Below are 17,199 nucleotides of genomic sequence, written 5' to 3'. Positions count from 1 at the left end.
GAACCTCAGCTCGCCGAAGCGACCGCGACCACCGTGTCGCCGAGCCGGGCCACGGTGTCCGGGTCACTCCACGATCCGGTGATCGACACACCGTCGGCCACCACCTCGGCGCCCGCCTTGCGCAACCGATCGGCCAAGTCCTGATTGATCACCTCACCCGGCCCGACTGTGATCACCGCGACCGGCTTGCCCCCGACGGTCGGCGCCGACTCCGGATTGGCCAGCCACGCGATCACACTCGCCGCCAGCGGCGCCACGGACTCGCCCTCGGCCGCGAACAGCAGCACACCGTCGGCTTCCAGCGTGGAGCGGCGCAACTGGTTGGCGATCAGTGGCCGCCCGTCCTCGGTGTCGATCGCGGCGCTGTAGGGCGGCAGGGTGTCGAGCTCGGCCAGGCTCACCACGTCGATACTGTTGCGGATCGCGACCCGCTGGGCCTCGGTCGCCAACTGCTGCGCCGGGGACTTCTCGCCGGGTTCGGCGATGAGTGCGAGCAGATATGACATCGGTTGTCCCCCTACTTCGCGGCCTCGAGGATCCGCTGAGCCGCGGCCTCGAGCGTCGCGTCGTCGGCCGCGCTGAGGTCGATCACGCCGACCCCGGCAATCCGCTGGGCGAGTGGGGGATTGATCTCGCGCAAGCGCTTCACGAAATCATCGGCCACATCGGAATTGCCGCGCCCGTGCCCGAGCAGCACGAAATTCTCGGTGCCGATCGACTCGATCAACGCCACCGCGAGATCATCGAAATATTTGATGAACACCTGCTGATCGTCGTGCCCGGTGTGACGCTCGACCGTGCGGAGATGGTGGGCGACCTTGTCGTGGTTGGTCACATCGCGTTCGGTCTCGGCGACCTCGGGAGTGTCGAGGTCGAAATGCAATACCCGCGCTCTCTCGCTGTCCATCGCGACCACGAACATATCGCCCGAACCTTTGAGTACCGGTGTGTCCTTCAGCAATTGGCGCGCGCGCTCGATATCGCCGATCGATACCCGCCCGTCGTGCGGGCGATGGAACACCTCGCGATGCCCGTTCATCTTCACCGCCAGCCGATCACCGTGCTCCTGCTCGACCTCGTCGGCGATGTCGTCCCACATGGTGATGAACTGCGTCCATTCGATATCGCGCGGCGCCGGATGCCCGACGATCGACGCCAGTGTCTTTCGCGTGTGCTGGTTCATTGCCATCTCCTCGAATGAGTTCAACTCGACGGTGTGACAGTCACTTTCACGCTCTTCATCATCGGCTGATCGCTCTCGGTGCTGTAATCGCCGATCGCGCACAGCACATTCATTTCCGGCATGTACCCGGCGGCGCAGCCCGGCGGAATGTCGTAGGTGACGACCTTGTACCTGTAGAGCGACCGCGTCGACCCGTCACGGGCGGTACTGGTGATGTCGACCTCGTCGAATTCCTTCAGGCCGCGGTCGCGCATATCGCGAGAGTTCATGAAGACCAGCGTGCGCAGGTTCTTCACCCCGCGATAGCGATCGTTGTTGGTGTAGATGGTGGTGTTCCACTGATCATGGGAGCGCTGCGTCGCCAGGGTGAGCACCCCGGCCGGGTTGGTCGTGTCGGGCAGCGTCGCGGCGGAGAACTCCGCCTTGCTGGACGGGGTGAGGAAGATCAGCTCACGCGCGGGCTGGCGGATCCGGAATCCGAGTCCCAGCCGCACCCGCCGGTTGTAGTCCTCGAAACCGTCCAGCACCTTCGACATGGTGTCGCGGATGCGGTCGTAATCCTCGACGTAGTACTCCCACGGCGTCTTCGTCTCGGGCAGTGCGGCTTTGGCGATACCCGCCAGGATCGCGGGCTCCGACAGCAGATGCGGCGACGCGGGCTTCTTCATGCCTTTGGACAGGTGCACCACGGCCATGCCGTTCTCCATCGAGACCACCTGCGGGCCGCTGCGCTGCTCGTCGTATTCGGTGCGCGCCAGGCAGGGCAGAATCAGCGCCCGCTTGCCGTGCACGACGTGGCTGCGGTTGAGCTTGGTGGAGACCATGACGGTGAAATCGGCCTTCCGGAACGCCTCGAAGGTGTATTCGCTGTCGGGCGCGGCCTGGACGAGGTTGCCGCCCATGCTCATGAAGAACTTCAGCTTGCCCTTCTGCAGCGCCTCGATGGCGGAGACGACGTCGTAGCCGTTGGCGCGCGGCACGTCGATCTCACATACCTCGGCCAGCCGGTCGAGGAACGCGGCGGGCGGATTGTTGTCGATGCCGCACGTACGGTTGCCCTGCACATTGCTGTGCCCGCGCACCGGCGACGGGCCCGCGCCTTCGCGACCCAGGTTGCCGCGCAGGAGCAGCAGGTTGACGATCTCGCGGATCGTCTCCACGCCGTGCTCGTGCTGGGTGATGCCGAGACACCAGCTGATGATGCTGCGGTCGGAGTCACAATAGATGCGGGCGGCCTTGCGGACCTCGGCCTCGCTCAGGCCCGACTCGGTCTGGATATCGGCCCACGTGGTCGCCTCGACTTCGCGCACGTACTCGTCGAAGCCGACGGTGTAGCGCTCGATGAACTCGTGGTCGAGAGCCTTCTCGTCGGTCGCGGACTCTTCGAGGACGGCCTTGGCCATGCCGCGGATCAGCGCGAAGTCGCCGCCGATACGCACCTGCAGGTTGAGCGTGCCGGTCTTGGTCGGGTGGAAGGTGGCCATCGCGAGGAAGTCGTGCGGGATGATCGTGTTGCGCGAGCCCGCTTCGATCAGCGGATTGACGTGCACCACCTGGGCGCCGCGCTTGTAGGCCTCGGCGAGCGAGGTCAGCATGCGCGGCGCGTTCGAGGCGACATTGAGGCCCATGACGAACAGCGCGTCGGCCTTGTCCCAGTCCTCGAGGTCGCAGGTGCCCTTGCCGGTGCCGAGCGAGGCCTGCAGAGCTCGGCCGCTGGCTTCGTGGCACATGTTGGAGCAGTCGGGCAGATTGTTGGTGCCGTACTCGCGCACCATCAACTGGTAGAGGAACGTCGCCTCGTTGGCGAGTCGGCCCGAGGTGTAGAACGCGGCCTCGTTCGGGTCGGGCAGCTCGCGCAGCGCCTTGCCCACCATCTCGAACGCGTCGGCCCAGCTGATCGGCACATAGTGGTCGGTCTCGGGGTCGTAGACCATCGGCTCGGTGAGCCTGCCCTGGTCCTCGAGGTCGAAGGAACTCCAGGTTGCCAGCTCGGTCACGGTGTGCTGGGCGAAGAATTCAGGAGTGCACCGCTTGTGCGTCATCTCCCAGGTCACGTGCTTGATGCCGTTCTCGCACACGTCGAGGACCAAGCCGTCGGTGGCGTCGGGCCACGCGCAGCCCGGACAGTCGAAGCCGCGTTCCTGATGGTTCATCTTCAGGATGGCCTTGGTGCCGATGAACGGCTCGTGTTCCTTGCCGACCATGAACTTTCCGACCGCGATCGCCGCGCCCCAGCCCGCCGCCGGATGGTGGTAGGGCTTGGCTTTCGGCACGGCTGCCCGGTCTGCTGCTTCGCTCGGGCCCTGATCGGGATCCCAGATGGTGTGCGGGCCGTCAGCCATGTCAGATCTTCCCTTCGCGGTGAATGCGGGTCGAGAAAGATGTGCTCTGTCCAGTGCCTCGGTTGGATTCTCTACCGTCGAGATCACGGAAGGGCGTAGGTAACTTTCGTCGTGTCGGTCGGCGACGTCCAAGACCGATTTCCGACCGGTCGATCGGTCGCGCTTATCACCCCCGCCAGAGCGCCGTTTTCGCCGGTGCGACCGGGATCACCGCAGGTTGACGGCGTGCGCGCGGATCGTGCAGGCTTGATCATCGGCCCTACGGGCATGTCCCGCGACCGACTTCGGAGGAACCCTTGCGCACCACGCGAACACGGGCGCGCCAGATTTATCACCGGTTCGTCACCGAGATCGATCATCTGCCCGCCGCCCGCGTTTTCGTCGGTCTCGCGATTCCCGGCCTCGTGCTGATCGCGGTGGGCCGCACCGACCTGCTCATCTACGCCGTCTTCGGTTCCTTCACCGGGATGTACGGCTTCGCGGAATCGCCGCACCGGCGCTTGATCCACCAGAGCGAAGCGGCGGTGATGCTGGTCGGCGCCGTCGGCGCCGGCATCCTGCTCGCGCGCCTGCACGCCCCTCCCGCGGTGCTGGTGTCGGCGGTGGCGGTGTTCGCCGCGGTGGCCTCGCCGATCACCGACCGCCTCGGCTTGCGGCCGGAGGGGCCGTTCTTCGGGATCTTCGCGTTCGGCGCCATCGCCATGGTGGCCGGGGCTCAGCGCGATCCGCTCCTGGCATCGGTGCTGTGTGCGGGCACCGCGGCGTTGTGCGTGCTGGTCGGTTATCTCGAGTCGACGCGGCGAGTCCGCCGGGCAGGCATGTGTGCGATGCGGGTACCGATCGCGCCACATCGCACCGGAGGAGTGTCGTACGTGCAGGCGGGACGCTACGCGCTGGCGATCTCGATCTCCGGCGGGATCGGGCTGCTGCTCGGCGTCGGCCATGCCAATTGGGCGATGGCGGGCGCCGCGGTGCCCCTGGCCGCCGCCAGCTCCCGTGACCGGATCACCCGCGGCATGCACCGGGTGGTCGGCACGTTCATCGGACTCGCGGTCACCGCGCCGCTGCTGATCCCGGGTCCGAGCCCGGCGATGCTCGGCCTGGCGATCATCGCGCTGCTCTACCCGACCGAATTGTTCATGGCCCGCCACTACGCCGTGGCGATGGGCTTCTTCACGCCGCTGATCATGTCGATGACCGAACTGGCCGATCCGTCCGATCCGCTCACATTGCTCACCGAACGCGGGGTCGACACGGTGATCGGCGTCGCGGTGGGAATCGCTGTCGCCCTGCTCATTCGCGAACCCGCTACCCCCGCGTTACCCACCTACGAGACGCCGGTATGCGAAACGTTGCATACTGTCGGCATGGCTGACGACAACGAGTGGTACTACTGCCTCAAGCACCACAAGGCCGAACAGGGCAAGGCCTGCTGGTACGGCGACCGGATGGGCCCCTACCCGGACCAGGCCACCGCCGAGAAGGCGCTCGAGATCGTGAAGGCGCGCAACAAAGCGGCCGACGACCAGGACGACTGACCCGATCGCCGAATGCTGTTCCGTCAGCTCGAATACTTCGTCGCGCTCGCCCGGGAACGGCATTTCGCCCGGGCGGCGAAGGCCTGTTACGTGTCGCAGCCCGCGCTGTCGGAGGCGATCCGCAAACTCGAACACGAACTCGGCGTGCCGCTGGTCCGCCGCGCGCGCACGTTCGAGGGTCTCACCCCCGAGGGGGAGCGGCTGGTGCTGTGGGCCCGGCGGATCATCGCCGACCGCGGGGCGCTCGAACACGAGGTCCGCGCGCTGCAAACCGGTCTCACCGGTGAACTGCGGATCGGGGTGGTGCCCGCGGCGTCGAGCACGGTCGCGCTGCTCACCGACCCTTTCTGTACCGAACATCCGTTGATGCGGGTGCGGGTCGAGACGAGTCTGCGCTCGCTCGACATCGTCGAACGGATTCGCCGATTCGAGCTCGACGCCGGCATCGTCTACGCGCAGGGTGTCGATACTTCCGGCCTCACCCTCACCCCGCTCTACGCCGAACGCCACGTTCTCGTCGCGGGGAGCGCGCTCGTCGCGGGCCGTACCGAGATCTCCTGGGCAGACGCGCTGGAACTGCCGATGTGCCTGCTGCCACCGGGGATGCGCGGTCGTCAGCTGATCGACGACGCGCTCGCGACGCTGGGCCTCACCGCGGCACCGCAACTCGAGAGTGACTCGGTGGCGACGTTGCTCGAACACGCCCGCACCGGGCGGTGGGCGTGCATCGTGCCGCAGCCGTGGGTCGCGGCGCTGGGACCCACCGCCGACATCCGGGTGTTCGAACTCACCGACCCGGTGGTCACCGCGCAGATCGTGCTCGTCACCGCGGCGGTCGAGCCCGGATCGGTGCTCACCACCGCGCTCATCGGCACCGCACGGGCCACCGACTTCGCTGTCGCGCCGCGCCCGGCCACCGGTTGATCCCGTTCAGCTATGACCGGGCAACCCGTTGGGTACTGTGCACGACCATGAGCACCCGGTTGCTGCTGTCGGCTGTCACGCGCCTGGTCGGCTCGGCGGTCATCGGCGTGATCGTCGGACTGGCCGTCGGGCTGGGGCACGAGGCGCCGCTGGGAATTCTGTCGGGAATCGCTTCCGCGGCAACAGTATTCGTCATCGCCGGGTGGTTCGTGTTGTGGCCGATGAGCCCCGGGGAAACCGAGCGGGTCGCGCGGCGGGAAGACTTCCAGCCGTTCATCGAGGAGCTGTCGGTGGTGGCCGCCGCGCTGAGCGGACTGGTCGGCATCGTGGTGGTCCTGGTCCTGCGCCATTCCACCGCGTCGAACATCGCGGCAGCGGTCGCGCTGGGCGGAGTGTTCATGGCGTGGGCCTCGGTGCACCTGATGTACGCGGCGCGCTACGCCTACATCTACTACCAGCAGCCGCGCGGCGGGATCGACTTCAACATCACCGCGCAGCCGGACTACCGCGACTTCTTCTATTTCAGCTATAACCTCGGCATGACCTACCAGGTCTCCGATACCAATGTCTCCAACGAGAAGATTCGCGCCATCGCCCTTCGGCACTGCCTGTTGTCGTACATTTTCGGGACGGTCATTCTGGCGACGACGATCAATCTCGTCGCCGGACTCGCCACCGGTTGAGTGTTGATCCATCGCGCCGATCACCTGATCGGCAACCCGTGTTTGATCAGAACCCGCACAGTGAGCAGAGTCATGGGATGAGCAGAGTGACCGCACGGCGCAAGACGACCCGCCTGTCCCCGGCCGGGCGGATTCAGCGACCCGACACTCTCGCCGTCGAGGAGCCGCTCGAGATCCGGGTCGACGGCCGATCGCTCACCGTCACCATGCGCACCCCCGGCAACGACATCGACCTGGTCCACGGGTTCCTGTTCGGCGAGGACATCATCGGATCGGCCGACGACATCGTCACCGCGCGCTACTGCGCAGGCACCGACAGCGACGGCCGCAACACCTACAACGTCCTCGATCTGCGCCTGCGTAATCCGGCGCCGATCCACACCCGCAACTTCCTCACCACCGGCGCCTGCGGCCTCTGCGGTAAGACCGCGCTGGACGAAGTACGCACCCACACCCGCTTCCCGATCCCGCACGACTCGGTGTCGATCAGTACCGACACCCTGACCGACCTGCCGAAACAGCTACGCGCCGGGCAGAAGTTGTTCGAAGCCACCGGGGGCTTGCACGCGGCGGGCCTGTTCACCGCCGACGGCACGCTGCTGGCCCTGCGCGAGGACATCGGCAGGCACAACGCCGTCGACAAGGTGATCGGCTGGGCGGTGCGCGAGAACCGGGTGCCCGCGCACGATCTGGTGCTGGTGGTGAGCAGTCGCGCGTCGTTCGAGCTGGCGCAGAAGGCGGTGATGGCCGGGATCCCGATCCTGGCCGCGGTGTCGGCGCCGAGCGTGCTCGCTGTCGACCTGGCCGCCGAGTCCGACCTCACACTCGTCGGCTTCCTGCGTGCCGAAACGATGAATATCTATACGGGCGAACACCGTCTGACCTGAGGGTTCGGTGCTCGAAGTGGGCGATCGGCATATGTCGCAGTACGGTAACGGTACGGGTCGCCAGCACCGAACGCCCCGGGGGAGTTTACAAACAAAAATGCTTCACATAATGAATAATGAACGACGCCATCACGTCCGGGTGGTGCTGTCCGCGTTGCTGGGCGTGGTCGTGCTCGCGACCGCGGGTTGCGGTGCCGAGCCGAAGGCCGCCCGGCCGAGCGTGACCACCACGGTTCCCGTCGCCGATCCCGGCGCCGACAACGGCACGATCTCGATCGCGGTACCCGGCAGCCTCGCCGCCGATTTCAGCGAGCTCCAGCAGGGTTTCCGCGGGAGCGCGGGGCTGGCGATCATGCCGGTGGGCGGCAAGAAGATGGTCACCTTCGGCAACTGGTCCTCCGGGCCGGCCTGGTCGACGATCAAGGTGCCGCTCGCCATCGCGGCCCTGCGTAACAGCGCTTCCTACTCGTCGTATGCCTCCGCGGCGATCACCGCGTCGGACAACGGCGCCGCCGACACCCTGTGGGCCTCGCTCGGTAGCGGTGCCGACGCGGCCGAGGCGGTGGAGGGCGTGCTGCGCGAAGGCGGCGACACCCGCACCACCGTGCCGACCACGCGCACCCGCGCCGACGCGTCGGTCTACGGTCAGGCCGAATGGACGCTGGCCGACCAGGTGCGCTTCGCCTCGCAGCTGCCGTGCATCCCGCAGAGCGAGCGCGTGGTCGGGCTGATGCAGCAGATCATCGCCAGCCACCACTGGGGTCTCGGCGCGTTCGGCAGTGCCGAGTTCAAGGGCGGGTGGGGGCCCGACCCGGCGGGTAAGTACCTGGTCCGCCAATTCGGTCTGATCGACTCGCCCACCGGGCGGATCGCGATCGCCTTCGCCGCACAACCGGATTCGGGCAGCTTCAACGACGGTATGGCCATGCTCGACAAGATGGCGACGCTCATCTCGGGGCACCTGAGCGAGCTGGCCGGAGGTCACTGCCCCTGATCGGGGCCGGTGCGGCAAGATGAACGCCATGCGCATCGGAGTCTTGACCGGAGGCGGAGATTGTCCAGGTCTGAACGCGGTGATCCGGGCTGTGGTCCGCACCGCGAACGGACGCTACGGCGATGCCATCGTCGGCTTCGAGGACGGGTGGCGCGGCCTACTCGAGGATCGAAAGATCCGCATTCACAACGACGATCGCACCGACCGCCTGCTCACCAAGGGCGGCACGATGCTCGGCACCGCACGCACCAATCCCGAGGTGCTGCGCGCCGGCCTGCCCAGGATCCAGCAGACCCTCGACGACAACGGCATCGAAGCGCTGATCCCCATCGGCGGCGAAGGTACCCTCACCGCCGCGAGCTGGCTCGCCGACGAGGGCGTGCCGGTGGTCGGCGTGCCCAAGACCATCGACAACGACATCGACTGCACCGACGTCACCTTCGGCCACGACACCGCGCTGTCGATCGCCACCGAGGCCATCGACCGTCTGCACACCACCGCCGAATCCCATCAGCGGGTGATGCTGGTCGAGGTGATGGGCCGCCACGCCGGCTGGATCGCGCTGAACTCCGGGATCGCCGCGGGCGCCCACTTGACCCTGGTGCCCGAGGAACCGTTCGACGTGTCCCAGGTGTGCGCGATGATCAAGGCCCGCTTCCAGCGCGGTGACAAGAGCTTCATCTGCGTCGTCGCCGAGGGCGCGCATCCCGCGCCGGAATCCGGATTCGCGTTGCGCGAGGGCGGGATCGACGAGTTCGGCCACGAGCGGTTCACCGGCGTCGCCCAGCAGCTGGGGTCGGAGATCGAACGCCGCATCGGCAAAGAGGTGCGCACCACGGTGCTCGGCCATATTCAGCGCGGTGGCAGCCCCACGCCCTACGACCGCATTCTCGCGACGCGGTTCGGGGTACACGCGGCCGAGGCGGTGCACGCGGGACATTTCGGTCAGATGGTGGCGCTGCACGGCACCAATATCGGGCTGGTTCCGCTGTCGGAGGCGACCAAGCAGCTCAAACGCGTTCCGCCGGAACGGCTCAGCGAGGCGTCGGCGTTCTTCGGCTGATACCGGCGCGGGTTCCTCCACCATGGTCGGTGCGCGTCGGTACCGTGGGTTCATGCGCACCGGTCGAGTGATCGTTTCGGTTCTGTTCGTCGTCACCGCGCTGGTGGCGGGGTGTTCGCAGTCCTCGGACGACGCGGCGGCCCCCACTGTGCGGGGCAGCTGGCACGGTGACATCGAGGTGCCGGGGCAGCCGATCGCGATCGGGGTGAATTTCGCCGAGGACGGATCGGCCACCATCGACATCCCGGCTCAGGGTGTGAGCGACGCGCCGTTGAAAGACGTTCGCACCGAACCGGACCGGGTGGAGTTCACCATCCCCGACGCGCCGGGTGACCCCGGCTTCCGCGGCAAGCTCGACGGCGACCGGCTCACCGGTGACTGGGTGCAGTCCGGGGAGAAGGCTCCGGTCACGCTGCAGCGCGGCAAGATCGAGAACCTGCCCCGCCCGCAGGACCCGAAGCCGCCGTACCCGTACCGCAGCGAGGACGTCACCTATCACAACGGCGACATCACCATCGCCGGCACGCTCACCGAACCCGAAGGTAGTGGCCCGTTTCCGGCGATGCTGCTGATCACGGGTAGTGGCCCGCAGGACCGCAACGAAGAGCTGATGGGTCACCGCCCGTTCCAGCTGCTCGCCGACACCTTCACTCGCGCAGGCTATGCCGTGCTGCGCACCGACGACCGTGGTGTCGGCGGCACCAGCGGCACTCTCGACGACGCCACCTATCCCGACCTCGCCGCCGACGCGGCCGCGGGCCTCGCGTTCCTGCGTGCCCGCCCCGAGATCGATCCCGCCCGGGTGGGTCTGTTCGGGCACAGCGAAGGCGGCTACCTCGCCCCGATGGTCGCCGCGCTGCCCGGCAGCGATGTCGCGTTCGCGGTCCTGATGGCAGGTCCGTCGGTGCCCGGCGCCGACGTGCTGATCGAGCAGAACAAAGTGATCATGGCCGCGACGGGCGCACCGCAGGACCAGATCGACCAGCAGGTCGCCTACGTCAGTGAATGGTCGAGGCTGTTGCGCGCGGGCGATATCGAGGGCGCGCGGGCTTTCACCCAGCGGCACAACGACTCCCTGCCCGTGGCCGAACGCGCGCCCCAGGAGGTGGTCGACGGGTTCAACACCCCGTACATGACCTCGTTCATCACCCACGACCCGAAACCGACGCTGCAGGCGCTGCGCGTGCCGGTGCTGGCGTTCTTCGGCGACAAGGACCAGCAGGTCGTCGCCACCCAGAACGAGGGCCCGATGCGCGAGAACCTCGCCGCCGCTCCCGACGCGGCCGTGTACACCTTTCCCGGCCTCAACCACCTGATGCAGCCCACCGCGACCGGCAAGCCGAGCGAGTACGCGACCATCGAGACGACCATCGACCCGGCGGTGCTCACCTACGTCACCGGCTGGCTCACCCAGCGCGTCCCGCCACGCTAGGACCACCGGCCGAGTGCGTCAGCGGGCTTACCTAGACTGGGCGTCATGAGTGCACCCACGGTCGAGTTGATGGATTACGCCGATGTCATCTCCCGGTACGAGCCGGTGCTCGGCATGGAGGTCCACGTCGAGTTGTCCACGGCGACCAAGATGTTCTGCGGTTGCCCCACCGAGTTCGGCGCCGAACCCAATACCCAGGTGTGCCCGGTGTGCCTCGGCCTGCCCGGCTCGCTGCCCGTGGTGAACGAGAAGGCCATCGAATCGGCCATCCGGATCGGTCTCGCGCTGAACTGTTCGATCACCCCGTGGGGCCGGTTCGCGCGCAAGAACTACTTCTACCCCGATCAGCCGAAGAACTACCAGATCAGCCAGTACGACGAACCGATCGCCACCGAGGGCTACCTCGACGTGACACTCGACGACGGGTCCATCTTCCGGGTGGAGATCGAGCGCGCGCACATGGAGGAAGACACCGGCAAGTCCCTGCACGTCGGCGGTGCGACCGGACGCATCCACGGTGCGAGCCACTCGCTGCTCGACTTCAACCGCGCGGGCGTGCCGCTGATCGAGATCGTCACCAAGACCATCACCGGTGCCGGCGAGCGTGCCCCCGAGGTGGCTCGCGCGTACGTCACCGCGCTGCGCGAGGTGCTGCGCTCGCTGCACGTCTCCGACGTGAAGATGGAGCAGGGTTCGCTGCGCTGCGACGCCAACGTGTCCCTGATGCCGATCGGCGCCAAGGAATTCGGCACCCGCACCGAGACCAAGAACGTGAACTCGCTCAAGAGCGTCGAGGTCGCGGTGCGCTACGAGATGCGTCGTCAGGCCGCGGTGCTCACCGCCGGCGGCGAGATCGTCCAGGAGACCCGCCACTTCCAGGAGGCCGACGGCTCCACCGCCGCCGGTCGCCGCAAGGAAACCGCCGAGGACTACCGCTACTTCCCCGAGCCCGATCTCGAGCCTGTCGCCCCGGCCGCCGAATGGGTCGAGGAGCTGCGCGCCACCATCCCCGAATACCCGTGGCTGGTGCGTGCCCGGATCCAGGCCGACTGGGGCCTGTCCGACGAGGTCATGCGCGACCTCGTCAACGCGGGCGCCCTCGACCTCATCATCGCCACTGTCGACGCGGGCGCCCCCGCCAACGAGGCGCGCTCCTGGTGGGTCGCCTACCTGACCGAGAAGGCCAAGGAACGCGACATCGCCCTCGCCGACCTGCCCATCACCCCCGCCCAGGTCGCCGCGGTGATCGCACTGGTGGAAACCAAGACCGTCAACAACAAGGTCGCCAAGCAGGTCGTCGACTTCGTCCTCGCCGGTGAGGGCGAGCCCGCCGCCATCGTCGAGGCCAAGGGCCTCGGCATGGTCAGCGACGATTCTGCCCTGCAGGCCGAGGTCGAGAAGGCCCTCGCCGCCAACCCCGACATCGCCGAGAAGATCCGCTCCGGCAAGGTGCAGGCCGCGGGCAAGATCGTCGGCGACGTCATGAAGGCCACGCGCGGCCAGGCCGACGCCGCCCGCGTACGCGATCTGGTCATCGCCGCCTGTAGCTGAGGATGCGAAGCGGCCGCCCGCACTGCTTTCGCAGTACGGGCGGCCGCTTCATCTCCTAGTCCGGGCCGCCGGCTCCACCCTGCGGGGGCGGGATGCGCACGACGCGGTCGTCGAATTCACCCGGCTCGCCGTCGGTCTTGTTGGTGGTGGTGACCCAGATGCTGCCGTCGGCGCTGGCGGTGGCGCCGAGGAACCTGCCGTACTTGTCCTGCGCGATCAGGGTGGGGGCGGTGGTGACGGCGAACGTATTGGGGTCCGCGGCGACGGCGGCCAGCGCCTTGCCCTCGCTGAGCGCGATGCCGACGCCGTCACCGGTGGCCGTGCAGCCGCCGACGCCGGGACGGTCGGGCCAGGTCCAGGAGACGCTGAGGGTGCCGTCGGGGCTCAGGTGCTGGAGCCGGTCCTCGGCGGCGGTGCGGTCGGTGACCCACATGCCTTCCTTGCCGTCGCGGCAGATGTCGCCGGCCGAACCGATACCCGACGCCACCACCTGTGGGTTGTTCGCGCCCGCCGACGGGGAGTCCAGGCGAAGCAGCTTGCCGCCGAGCGAGCCGGGATCGGCTGCGGCGCCGGGGTTTCCGGCGTCACCGGTGAGGATCATCAGCTGCGTCGGCGTGGACCATTCCAGTGCGCCGCGATTTCCGTCGGCGCCCTTGGGGATTCCGGTGAGGATCGGCTTGGCGGCCCCGCCCTTGGACAGCCGCACGACCCGATTGTCGCTGCCGGTGGTGATGTAGGCGTACATCAGCCCGTCCTCACCGAAGGTGGGGGAGAGCACGATATCGGAGATGCCGCCGTCGGCCGACCCGTCGACGGGCACGCTGGCGATCTCCACCGGCGTCTCCTGCGGTGTGCTCGCGTCGACCGGCTTCACCTGCAGGATCCGCCCCGTCTTTCGCTCCGCGACGAAGGCGCCCTCGCCCACCGCGATCAGCCCGGCCCCCGATTCCATGCAGGTGGCGATGACATTGGGATCGGGATCGATACACGGTCCGGTCGGTCGCGGCGGCTGCGAGGGGTCTTCCTGCGGCTTCTTCGGTTCCGCGCCGGACCCACCCAGTTGCGGTTCGGTGGTGAACGGACTCGACGCCGACTCGTCGAAACGGGCGCACCCGGCTAGCAAAACGGTGCTCAGTGCCACCCCGACTGCCACGCGGCCCGCGATTCCCGAACTCATAGGTCAGACGTTACCGGCAGCGGTGCGGGCCTGACACGCCCGTCGCGTCCGAATGCGGCTGCCCCGACGCGACCGGAAGTCGAGCGGGGCTGACACGCCCGTTGCGAGGAAGGGCGGCACACCGGGACGGCACGTCATAAGGTGAGTCGGTGACCGACAAGTCGAATGACACTCCGAAGGCCGAAGGTTCGGCACCGGCCGGGCAGGGCGCGTCGGCGGCGGGTCGCCCGGTGACCAGCCCGTTCGATTCGCCGACGACGCAGATGCGTAAGCCGGATCCGAAGGACATCCCCCGTACCGACGAGGATCTCGGTCTCGACCCCGGTGATGAGGTTCCCGGTGCGAGTACCGCGCAAACCGGTCGTGGCGGCGGCGACGAAGATTACGGGTACGCGACGATCCCGCCCGCGTCGGCGGCCTCGGCGGGCACCGTCCGCTTGCAGCGCCGCAACCGCGAGGCTCGCCGCGGCACCCTCGACCTCGGCCTGTTCGTGCTGCGCCTGGTGGTCGGCTACACCTTCATCTACCACGGTCTGCAGAAGCTGACCGGCTGGTTCCACGGCCCCGGCCTCGACGGCACCAAGACCATGATGGAAAGCGGCGGCTGGGACTACCCGTCACTGTCGACCGCGCTGGTGATCGCCGGTGAACTCGGCGGCGGCATCCTGCTGGTGATCGGCCTGGCCACCCCGCTCGCCGCGGGCGCCGTCCTGGCCACGATCCTGAACGCGTGGATGTGGAAGCAGGGCATGGTTCCCGGCTTCCAGTACAACGCGGGCACCCCCACCGGCGTCGAACTCGACTCCGTCCTGGCCGGTTCCGCTCTGGCGATCATCCTCACCGGCCCCGGCCGCTGGTCTTTCGACCGCACCCGAGGCTGGGCCACCCGCCCCTCCTACGGTTCCTTCGCGGTGGTCGTCCTGGCCGTCGCCGCTGCCATCCTCACCTTCTGGTTCCTCCACGGCGGCAATCCCTTGAAGGGCATCGGCCCCTTCTGATCCGCCTCTCCGCGTCTTTGAGCCAGACCTAGGGGCGCGGTGCGTCGATGACGCGGCGGGCGGTCGCGCGGCAACTCGGTGAGCCGGTACCCGGTGAGTTACCGATGTTCTCACGACATCAGTGGTCGCGATGGTGCGGGTTCAGTCAGGTGGGCGGTCATGGTGGCGTGCACGTCGGCCAGGAACGACTCGAATCGTCGCAGCTCCTCGGGGGAGTATTTCCCCATCACCGTGTCCTCCACCTTCGTGCCGAGCGGGCCGAAGAAGTCGTTGGCGAGGGTGTGGATGCGGGGTGTGCTGCGCAGTGTGATCACGCGACGGTCGTCGTGTTCTCGGCTGCGCACGATATGACCGGCTTGTTCCAGCCGGTTCAGCAGCGCGGTGGTGGCGCTGTTGGACAACGAGATCCGTTCGCTGAGGCGTGCCGGTGACAGTGTGGTCCCGCGTTCCTCTGCGGTGAGGATCTCGATCAGGGCCTCGGCATCGGTCGAGTGCAACCCGAGCCAGGTCGCGAATCGGCGGGCGAGTTCCCGGTAACTCGCGCCGTAGGCCCGCATGCCCTCGTGGATTCGTTCGTACTGGGCGCGAGCGTCCGACTGGCTCATAGGTTCCTTTCGCATCGTTTGACATCCTATTGCCCACAATCTACTTTGACCATGGAAATATTCCACCATGGAAATAGGAGTGTGTGCGATGAGTCAAGAGTCGTCCATCCGCCGATGGCTCGGCTTGATCGCCATCGCCCTCGGCGTGGCGCTGATCGTGGTCGACACCACGATCGTGAACGTGATCATCCCGTCGATCATCGAAGACCTGGACACGGGTTCCACCGAGGCGCAATGGATTCAGGAGTCCTACGCGATCGTCTTCGCGGCCCTGCTGCTGGTAGTCGGCCGCCTCGCCGACATGGTGGGGGCACGCCGGGTGTTCGTCGCCGGTGTCGTGGTGTTCGGCGCGACCAGCATCCTGGCCGGGCTGGCACCGGACGGCGGACTGCTCGTCATCGCCCGATTCCTGCAGGGCGCGGGCGCGGCGATGATCCTGCCGACCTCGCTCGCCCTGCTCAACGCCACCTTCACCGGCAAAGCCCGTGGTCAGGCCTTCGCGGTATGGGGTTCCACGATCGGTGCGGCCGCCGCGCTCGGCCCGCTGCTCGGTGGCTGGCTGGCCGAGCATGTGTCGTGGCGCTGGGCGTTCGGCATCAATGTGCCCCTGGCTGTGCTGATCGTGGTCGGTGTGCTGGCGTGCATCGCGCCGTCGCCGAAGGTCGCCGGTCGACTCGATGTGCTCGGCTCGATCCTGTCGGTGCTCGGCCTCGGGCTGCTGGCCTTCGGGTTGGTCGAGGGCCGCACCTACGGCTGGATCACCACCGTCCATCCGATGGGGATCGCCGGCTTCACCTGGGCGAGCGGACCTTCGCCGGTGCTGGTCGCGCTCGTGCTGAGTGTGCTGGCGCTGGGCGGGTTCGTCATCCGGCAGGTGCTGTTGCGCCGCGGCGGCAATGCCGACAAGGCGCTGATGGACCTGAGCCTGTTCTCGCTCGCCTCGTTCCGCAACGGCAATATCGCGACGCTGATCATCGGCCTCGGTGAGTTCGGCATCGTCGCTGTGCTCCCGCTGTGGCTGCAGTTCACCCTCGGTTACAGCGCCCTGCAGTCCGGTCTGGCCCTGGTGCCGATCGCCATCGGCAGCTTCATCGCCAGTGGTGCCAGCTTCGGGATGGCAGGGAAGGCCTCGCCGCTGAACATGGTCCGCCTCGGTCTGGGGCTGGAGGTCGTCGGCCTGGCCGCACTGGGCTTCTTCGCCGCCACCGACAGCTCGTGGTGGTCGATCGCGCTGGTCCTGTGTGTGTACGGCATCGGTGTCGGTTTCGCTACGGCTCAAGTGACCAACGTCGTCCTCGCCGACATTCCCGAAGCCGACAACGGCCAGGCATCCGGCATCCAGAGCGCCTTCCGCCAACTGGGTTCCGCCCTCGGCATCGCACTGCTCACGACGATCTTCTTCACCACGCTGAGCTCGAATGTCGAAGACGACCTCACCTCGGTCGGTACGCCTCCGGCGCAAGCCCAGCAATACGCGCACGCCATCACCGGCAGCGCGGGCGCGGCGATCGAAGGCTTTGCCACCCAGCCGGATACGCAGGAAGTAGCCACCGCCGGTCGATCCGCCATGACCGCCGGCGTCAACCTCGGCGCCTATCTGGCCGCGGGCTTCGTCCTGCTCGGCCTCGTGGCCACGGCCCTGATTCCCTCCCGAACCGGCCGCGACGACGAGTCGTCGACGTCGACAACACAACCCGCGCTCGTCTGACAGCAGGGCAGTCCGCCCCGCCCGCGAATCGCAACCCGTGATTTCGCCAGAACATGGGTAACTTGCCGGGATCGGGCTACCCGATAACAGGCTCGCCGCCGGTCGCATCAACGA

15 protein-coding genes are annotated in these 17,199 nt (G+C 67.5%); 10 read left to right on the top strand and 5 right to left on the bottom strand.

Translation table 11 applies throughout. The features are described 5' to 3' along the window. Positions 1–5 precede the first annotated feature (5 nt). From ACFULV_RS00075 to ACFULV_RS00065, 3 genes are read right to left on the bottom strand one after another with little or no spacing between them, the layout of a single operon-like run. A complete protein-coding gene (locus ACFULV_RS00075; protein ID WP_378651489.1) occupies positions 6–506 on the bottom strand; it encodes an NADPH-dependent FMN reductase in 501 nt (166 codons plus the stop codon). An 11-nt stretch (positions 507–517) separates the two neighbouring features. Then, the gene (locus ACFULV_RS00070) at positions 518–1,183 is read right to left on the bottom strand and encodes a hypothetical protein (protein ID WP_378651486.1); all 666 of its coding nucleotides are present in this window, start codon (positions 1,181–1,183) and stop codon (positions 518–520) included. Between the two features lie 20 nt (positions 1,184–1,203). Then, the gene (locus tag ACFULV_RS00065) at positions 1,204–3,525 is read right to left on the bottom strand and encodes an FdhF/YdeP family oxidoreductase (RefSeq protein ID WP_378633383.1); all 2,322 of its coding nucleotides are present in this window, start codon (positions 3,523–3,525) and stop codon (positions 1,204–1,206) included. Between the two features lie 296 nt (positions 3,526–3,821). Here ACFULV_RS00065 and ACFULV_RS00060 point away from each other — a divergent pair, with 296 nt between their 5' ends. The 8 genes from ACFULV_RS00060 (at position 3,822) to gatB (ending at position 12,597) form a co-directional block, all read left to right on the top strand. Then, entirely contained in the window at positions 3,822–5,063 is a 1,242-nt protein-coding gene (locus ACFULV_RS00060; protein WP_378651483.1) for an FUSC family protein, read from the top strand. Positions 5,064–5,075: 12 nt separating this feature from the next. Then, positions 5,076–5,987 carry a LysR family transcriptional regulator gene (locus ACFULV_RS00055; RefSeq protein ID WP_378651480.1) on the top strand — a complete coding sequence of 304 codons (912 nt, stop codon included), beginning with the start codon at positions 5,076–5,078 and terminating at the stop codon, positions 5,985–5,987. A 47-nt stretch (positions 5,988–6,034) separates the two neighbouring features. Then, complete coding sequence (locus ACFULV_RS00050; RefSeq protein ID WP_378651477.1) at positions 6,035–6,670, top strand: DUF1345 domain-containing protein; 636 nt, start codon at positions 6,035–6,037, stop codon at positions 6,668–6,670. A gap of 77 nt (positions 6,671–6,747) precedes the next feature. Beyond that, entirely contained in the window at positions 6,748–7,557 is an 810-nt protein-coding gene (gene fdhD / locus ACFULV_RS00045; protein ID WP_378633397.1) for a formate dehydrogenase accessory sulfurtransferase FdhD, read from the top strand. 109 nt (positions 7,558–7,666) lie between these two features. Then, positions 7,667–8,551: a hypothetical protein gene (locus tag ACFULV_RS00040; protein ID WP_378651475.1), complete on the top strand. Its 885-nt coding sequence runs from the start codon at positions 7,667–7,669 to the stop codon at positions 8,549–8,551. A 28-nt stretch (positions 8,552–8,579) separates the two neighbouring features. Next, a complete protein-coding gene (locus ACFULV_RS00035; protein WP_378633402.1) occupies positions 8,580–9,614 on the top strand; it encodes an ATP-dependent 6-phosphofructokinase in 1,035 nt (344 codons plus the stop codon). 52 nt (positions 9,615–9,666) lie between these two features. Further along, positions 9,667–11,046 carry an alpha/beta hydrolase family protein gene (locus ACFULV_RS00030; RefSeq protein WP_378651472.1) on the top strand — a complete coding sequence of 460 codons (1,380 nt, stop codon included), beginning with the start codon at positions 9,667–9,669 and terminating at the stop codon, positions 11,044–11,046. A 45-nt stretch (positions 11,047–11,091) separates the two neighbouring features. After that, positions 11,092–12,597: an Asp-tRNA(Asn)/Glu-tRNA(Gln) amidotransferase subunit GatB gene (gene gatB / locus ACFULV_RS00025; RefSeq protein ID WP_378633409.1), complete on the top strand. Its 1,506-nt coding sequence runs from the start codon at positions 11,092–11,094 to the stop codon at positions 12,595–12,597. A 55-nt stretch (positions 12,598–12,652) separates the two neighbouring features. On the opposite strand, the gene ACFULV_RS00020 is transcribed toward gatB, so the two are convergent. Next, positions 12,653–13,774 (bottom strand): PQQ-dependent sugar dehydrogenase, encoded by a 1,122-nt coding sequence (locus ACFULV_RS00020; RefSeq protein ID WP_378633412.1) that lies wholly within the window; start codon positions 13,772–13,774, stop codon positions 12,653–12,655. Positions 13,775–13,923: 149 nt separating this feature from the next. Here ACFULV_RS00020 and ACFULV_RS00015 point away from each other — a divergent pair, with 149 nt between their 5' ends. Then, on the top strand, positions 13,924–14,772 hold the full coding sequence (locus ACFULV_RS00015; protein ID WP_378651469.1) for a DoxX family protein: 849 nt from the start codon (positions 13,924–13,926) through the stop codon (positions 14,770–14,772). A 110-nt stretch (positions 14,773–14,882) separates the two neighbouring features. Here ACFULV_RS00015 and ACFULV_RS00010 read toward each other — a convergent pair whose 3' ends face one another. Then, complete coding sequence (locus tag ACFULV_RS00010) at positions 14,883–15,392, bottom strand: MarR family winged helix-turn-helix transcriptional regulator (RefSeq protein ID WP_378651466.1); 510 nt, start codon at positions 15,390–15,392, stop codon at positions 14,883–14,885. 73 nt (positions 15,393–15,465) lie between these two features. On the opposite strand from ACFULV_RS00010, the gene ACFULV_RS00005 reads away from it, so the two are divergent. After that, entirely contained in the window at positions 15,466–17,085 is a 1,620-nt protein-coding gene (locus tag ACFULV_RS00005; RefSeq protein WP_378651460.1) for a DHA2 family efflux MFS transporter permease subunit, read from the top strand. The last annotated feature ends 114 nt before the right edge of the window (positions 17,086–17,199 follow it).

The sequence above is a fragment of the Nocardia sp. NPDC057272 genome (assembly GCF_042668615.1).
GTDB lineage: Bacteria > Actinomycetota > Actinomycetes > Mycobacteriales > Mycobacteriaceae > Nocardia.
Note: the sequence above shows the minus strand (reverse complement) of the source record. Positions and strands in the feature narration are given on the sequence as shown.

What these genes read in the sequence shown, in the direction of transcription:
- ACFULV_RS00075 (WP_378651489.1), bottom strand. Translation starts at nt 506, where the DNA reads ATGTCATATCTGCTCGCACTCATCGCCGAACCCGGCGAGAAGTCCCCG.
- ACFULV_RS00070 (WP_378651486.1), bottom strand. Translation starts at nt 1,183, where the DNA reads ATGAACCAGCACACGCGAAAGACACTGGCGTCGATCGTCGGGCATCCG.
- ACFULV_RS00065 (WP_378633383.1), bottom strand. Translation starts at nt 3,525, where the DNA reads ATGGCTGACGGCCCGCACACCATCTGGGATCCCGATCAGGGCCCGAGC.
- ACFULV_RS00055 (WP_378651480.1), top strand. Translation starts at nt 5,076, where the DNA reads ATGCTGTTCCGTCAGCTCGAATACTTCGTCGCGCTCGCCCGGGAACGG.
- ACFULV_RS00050 (WP_378651477.1), top strand. Translation starts at nt 6,035, where the DNA reads ATGAGCACCCGGTTGCTGCTGTCGGCTGTCACGCGCCTGGTCGGCTCG.
- fdhD (WP_378633397.1), top strand. Translation starts at nt 6,748, where the DNA reads ATGAGCAGAGTGACCGCACGGCGCAAGACGACCCGCCTGTCCCCGGCC.
- ACFULV_RS00040 (WP_378651475.1), top strand. Translation starts at nt 7,667, where the DNA reads ATGAATAATGAACGACGCCATCACGTCCGGGTGGTGCTGTCCGCGTTG.
- ACFULV_RS00035 (WP_378633402.1), top strand. Translation starts at nt 8,580, where the DNA reads ATGCGCATCGGAGTCTTGACCGGAGGCGGAGATTGTCCAGGTCTGAAC.
- ACFULV_RS00030 (WP_378651472.1), top strand. Translation starts at nt 9,667, where the DNA reads ATGCGCACCGGTCGAGTGATCGTTTCGGTTCTGTTCGTCGTCACCGCG.
- gatB (WP_378633409.1), top strand. Translation starts at nt 11,092, where the DNA reads ATGAGTGCACCCACGGTCGAGTTGATGGATTACGCCGATGTCATCTCC.
- ACFULV_RS00020 (WP_378633412.1), bottom strand. Translation starts at nt 13,774, where the DNA reads ATGAGTTCGGGAATCGCGGGCCGCGTGGCAGTCGGGGTGGCACTGAGC.
- ACFULV_RS00010 (WP_378651466.1), bottom strand. Translation starts at nt 15,392, where the DNA reads ATGCGAAAGGAACCTATGAGCCAGTCGGACGCTCGCGCCCAGTACGAA.
- ACFULV_RS00005 (WP_378651460.1), top strand. Translation starts at nt 15,466, where the DNA reads ATGAGTCAAGAGTCGTCCATCCGCCGATGGCTCGGCTTGATCGCCATC.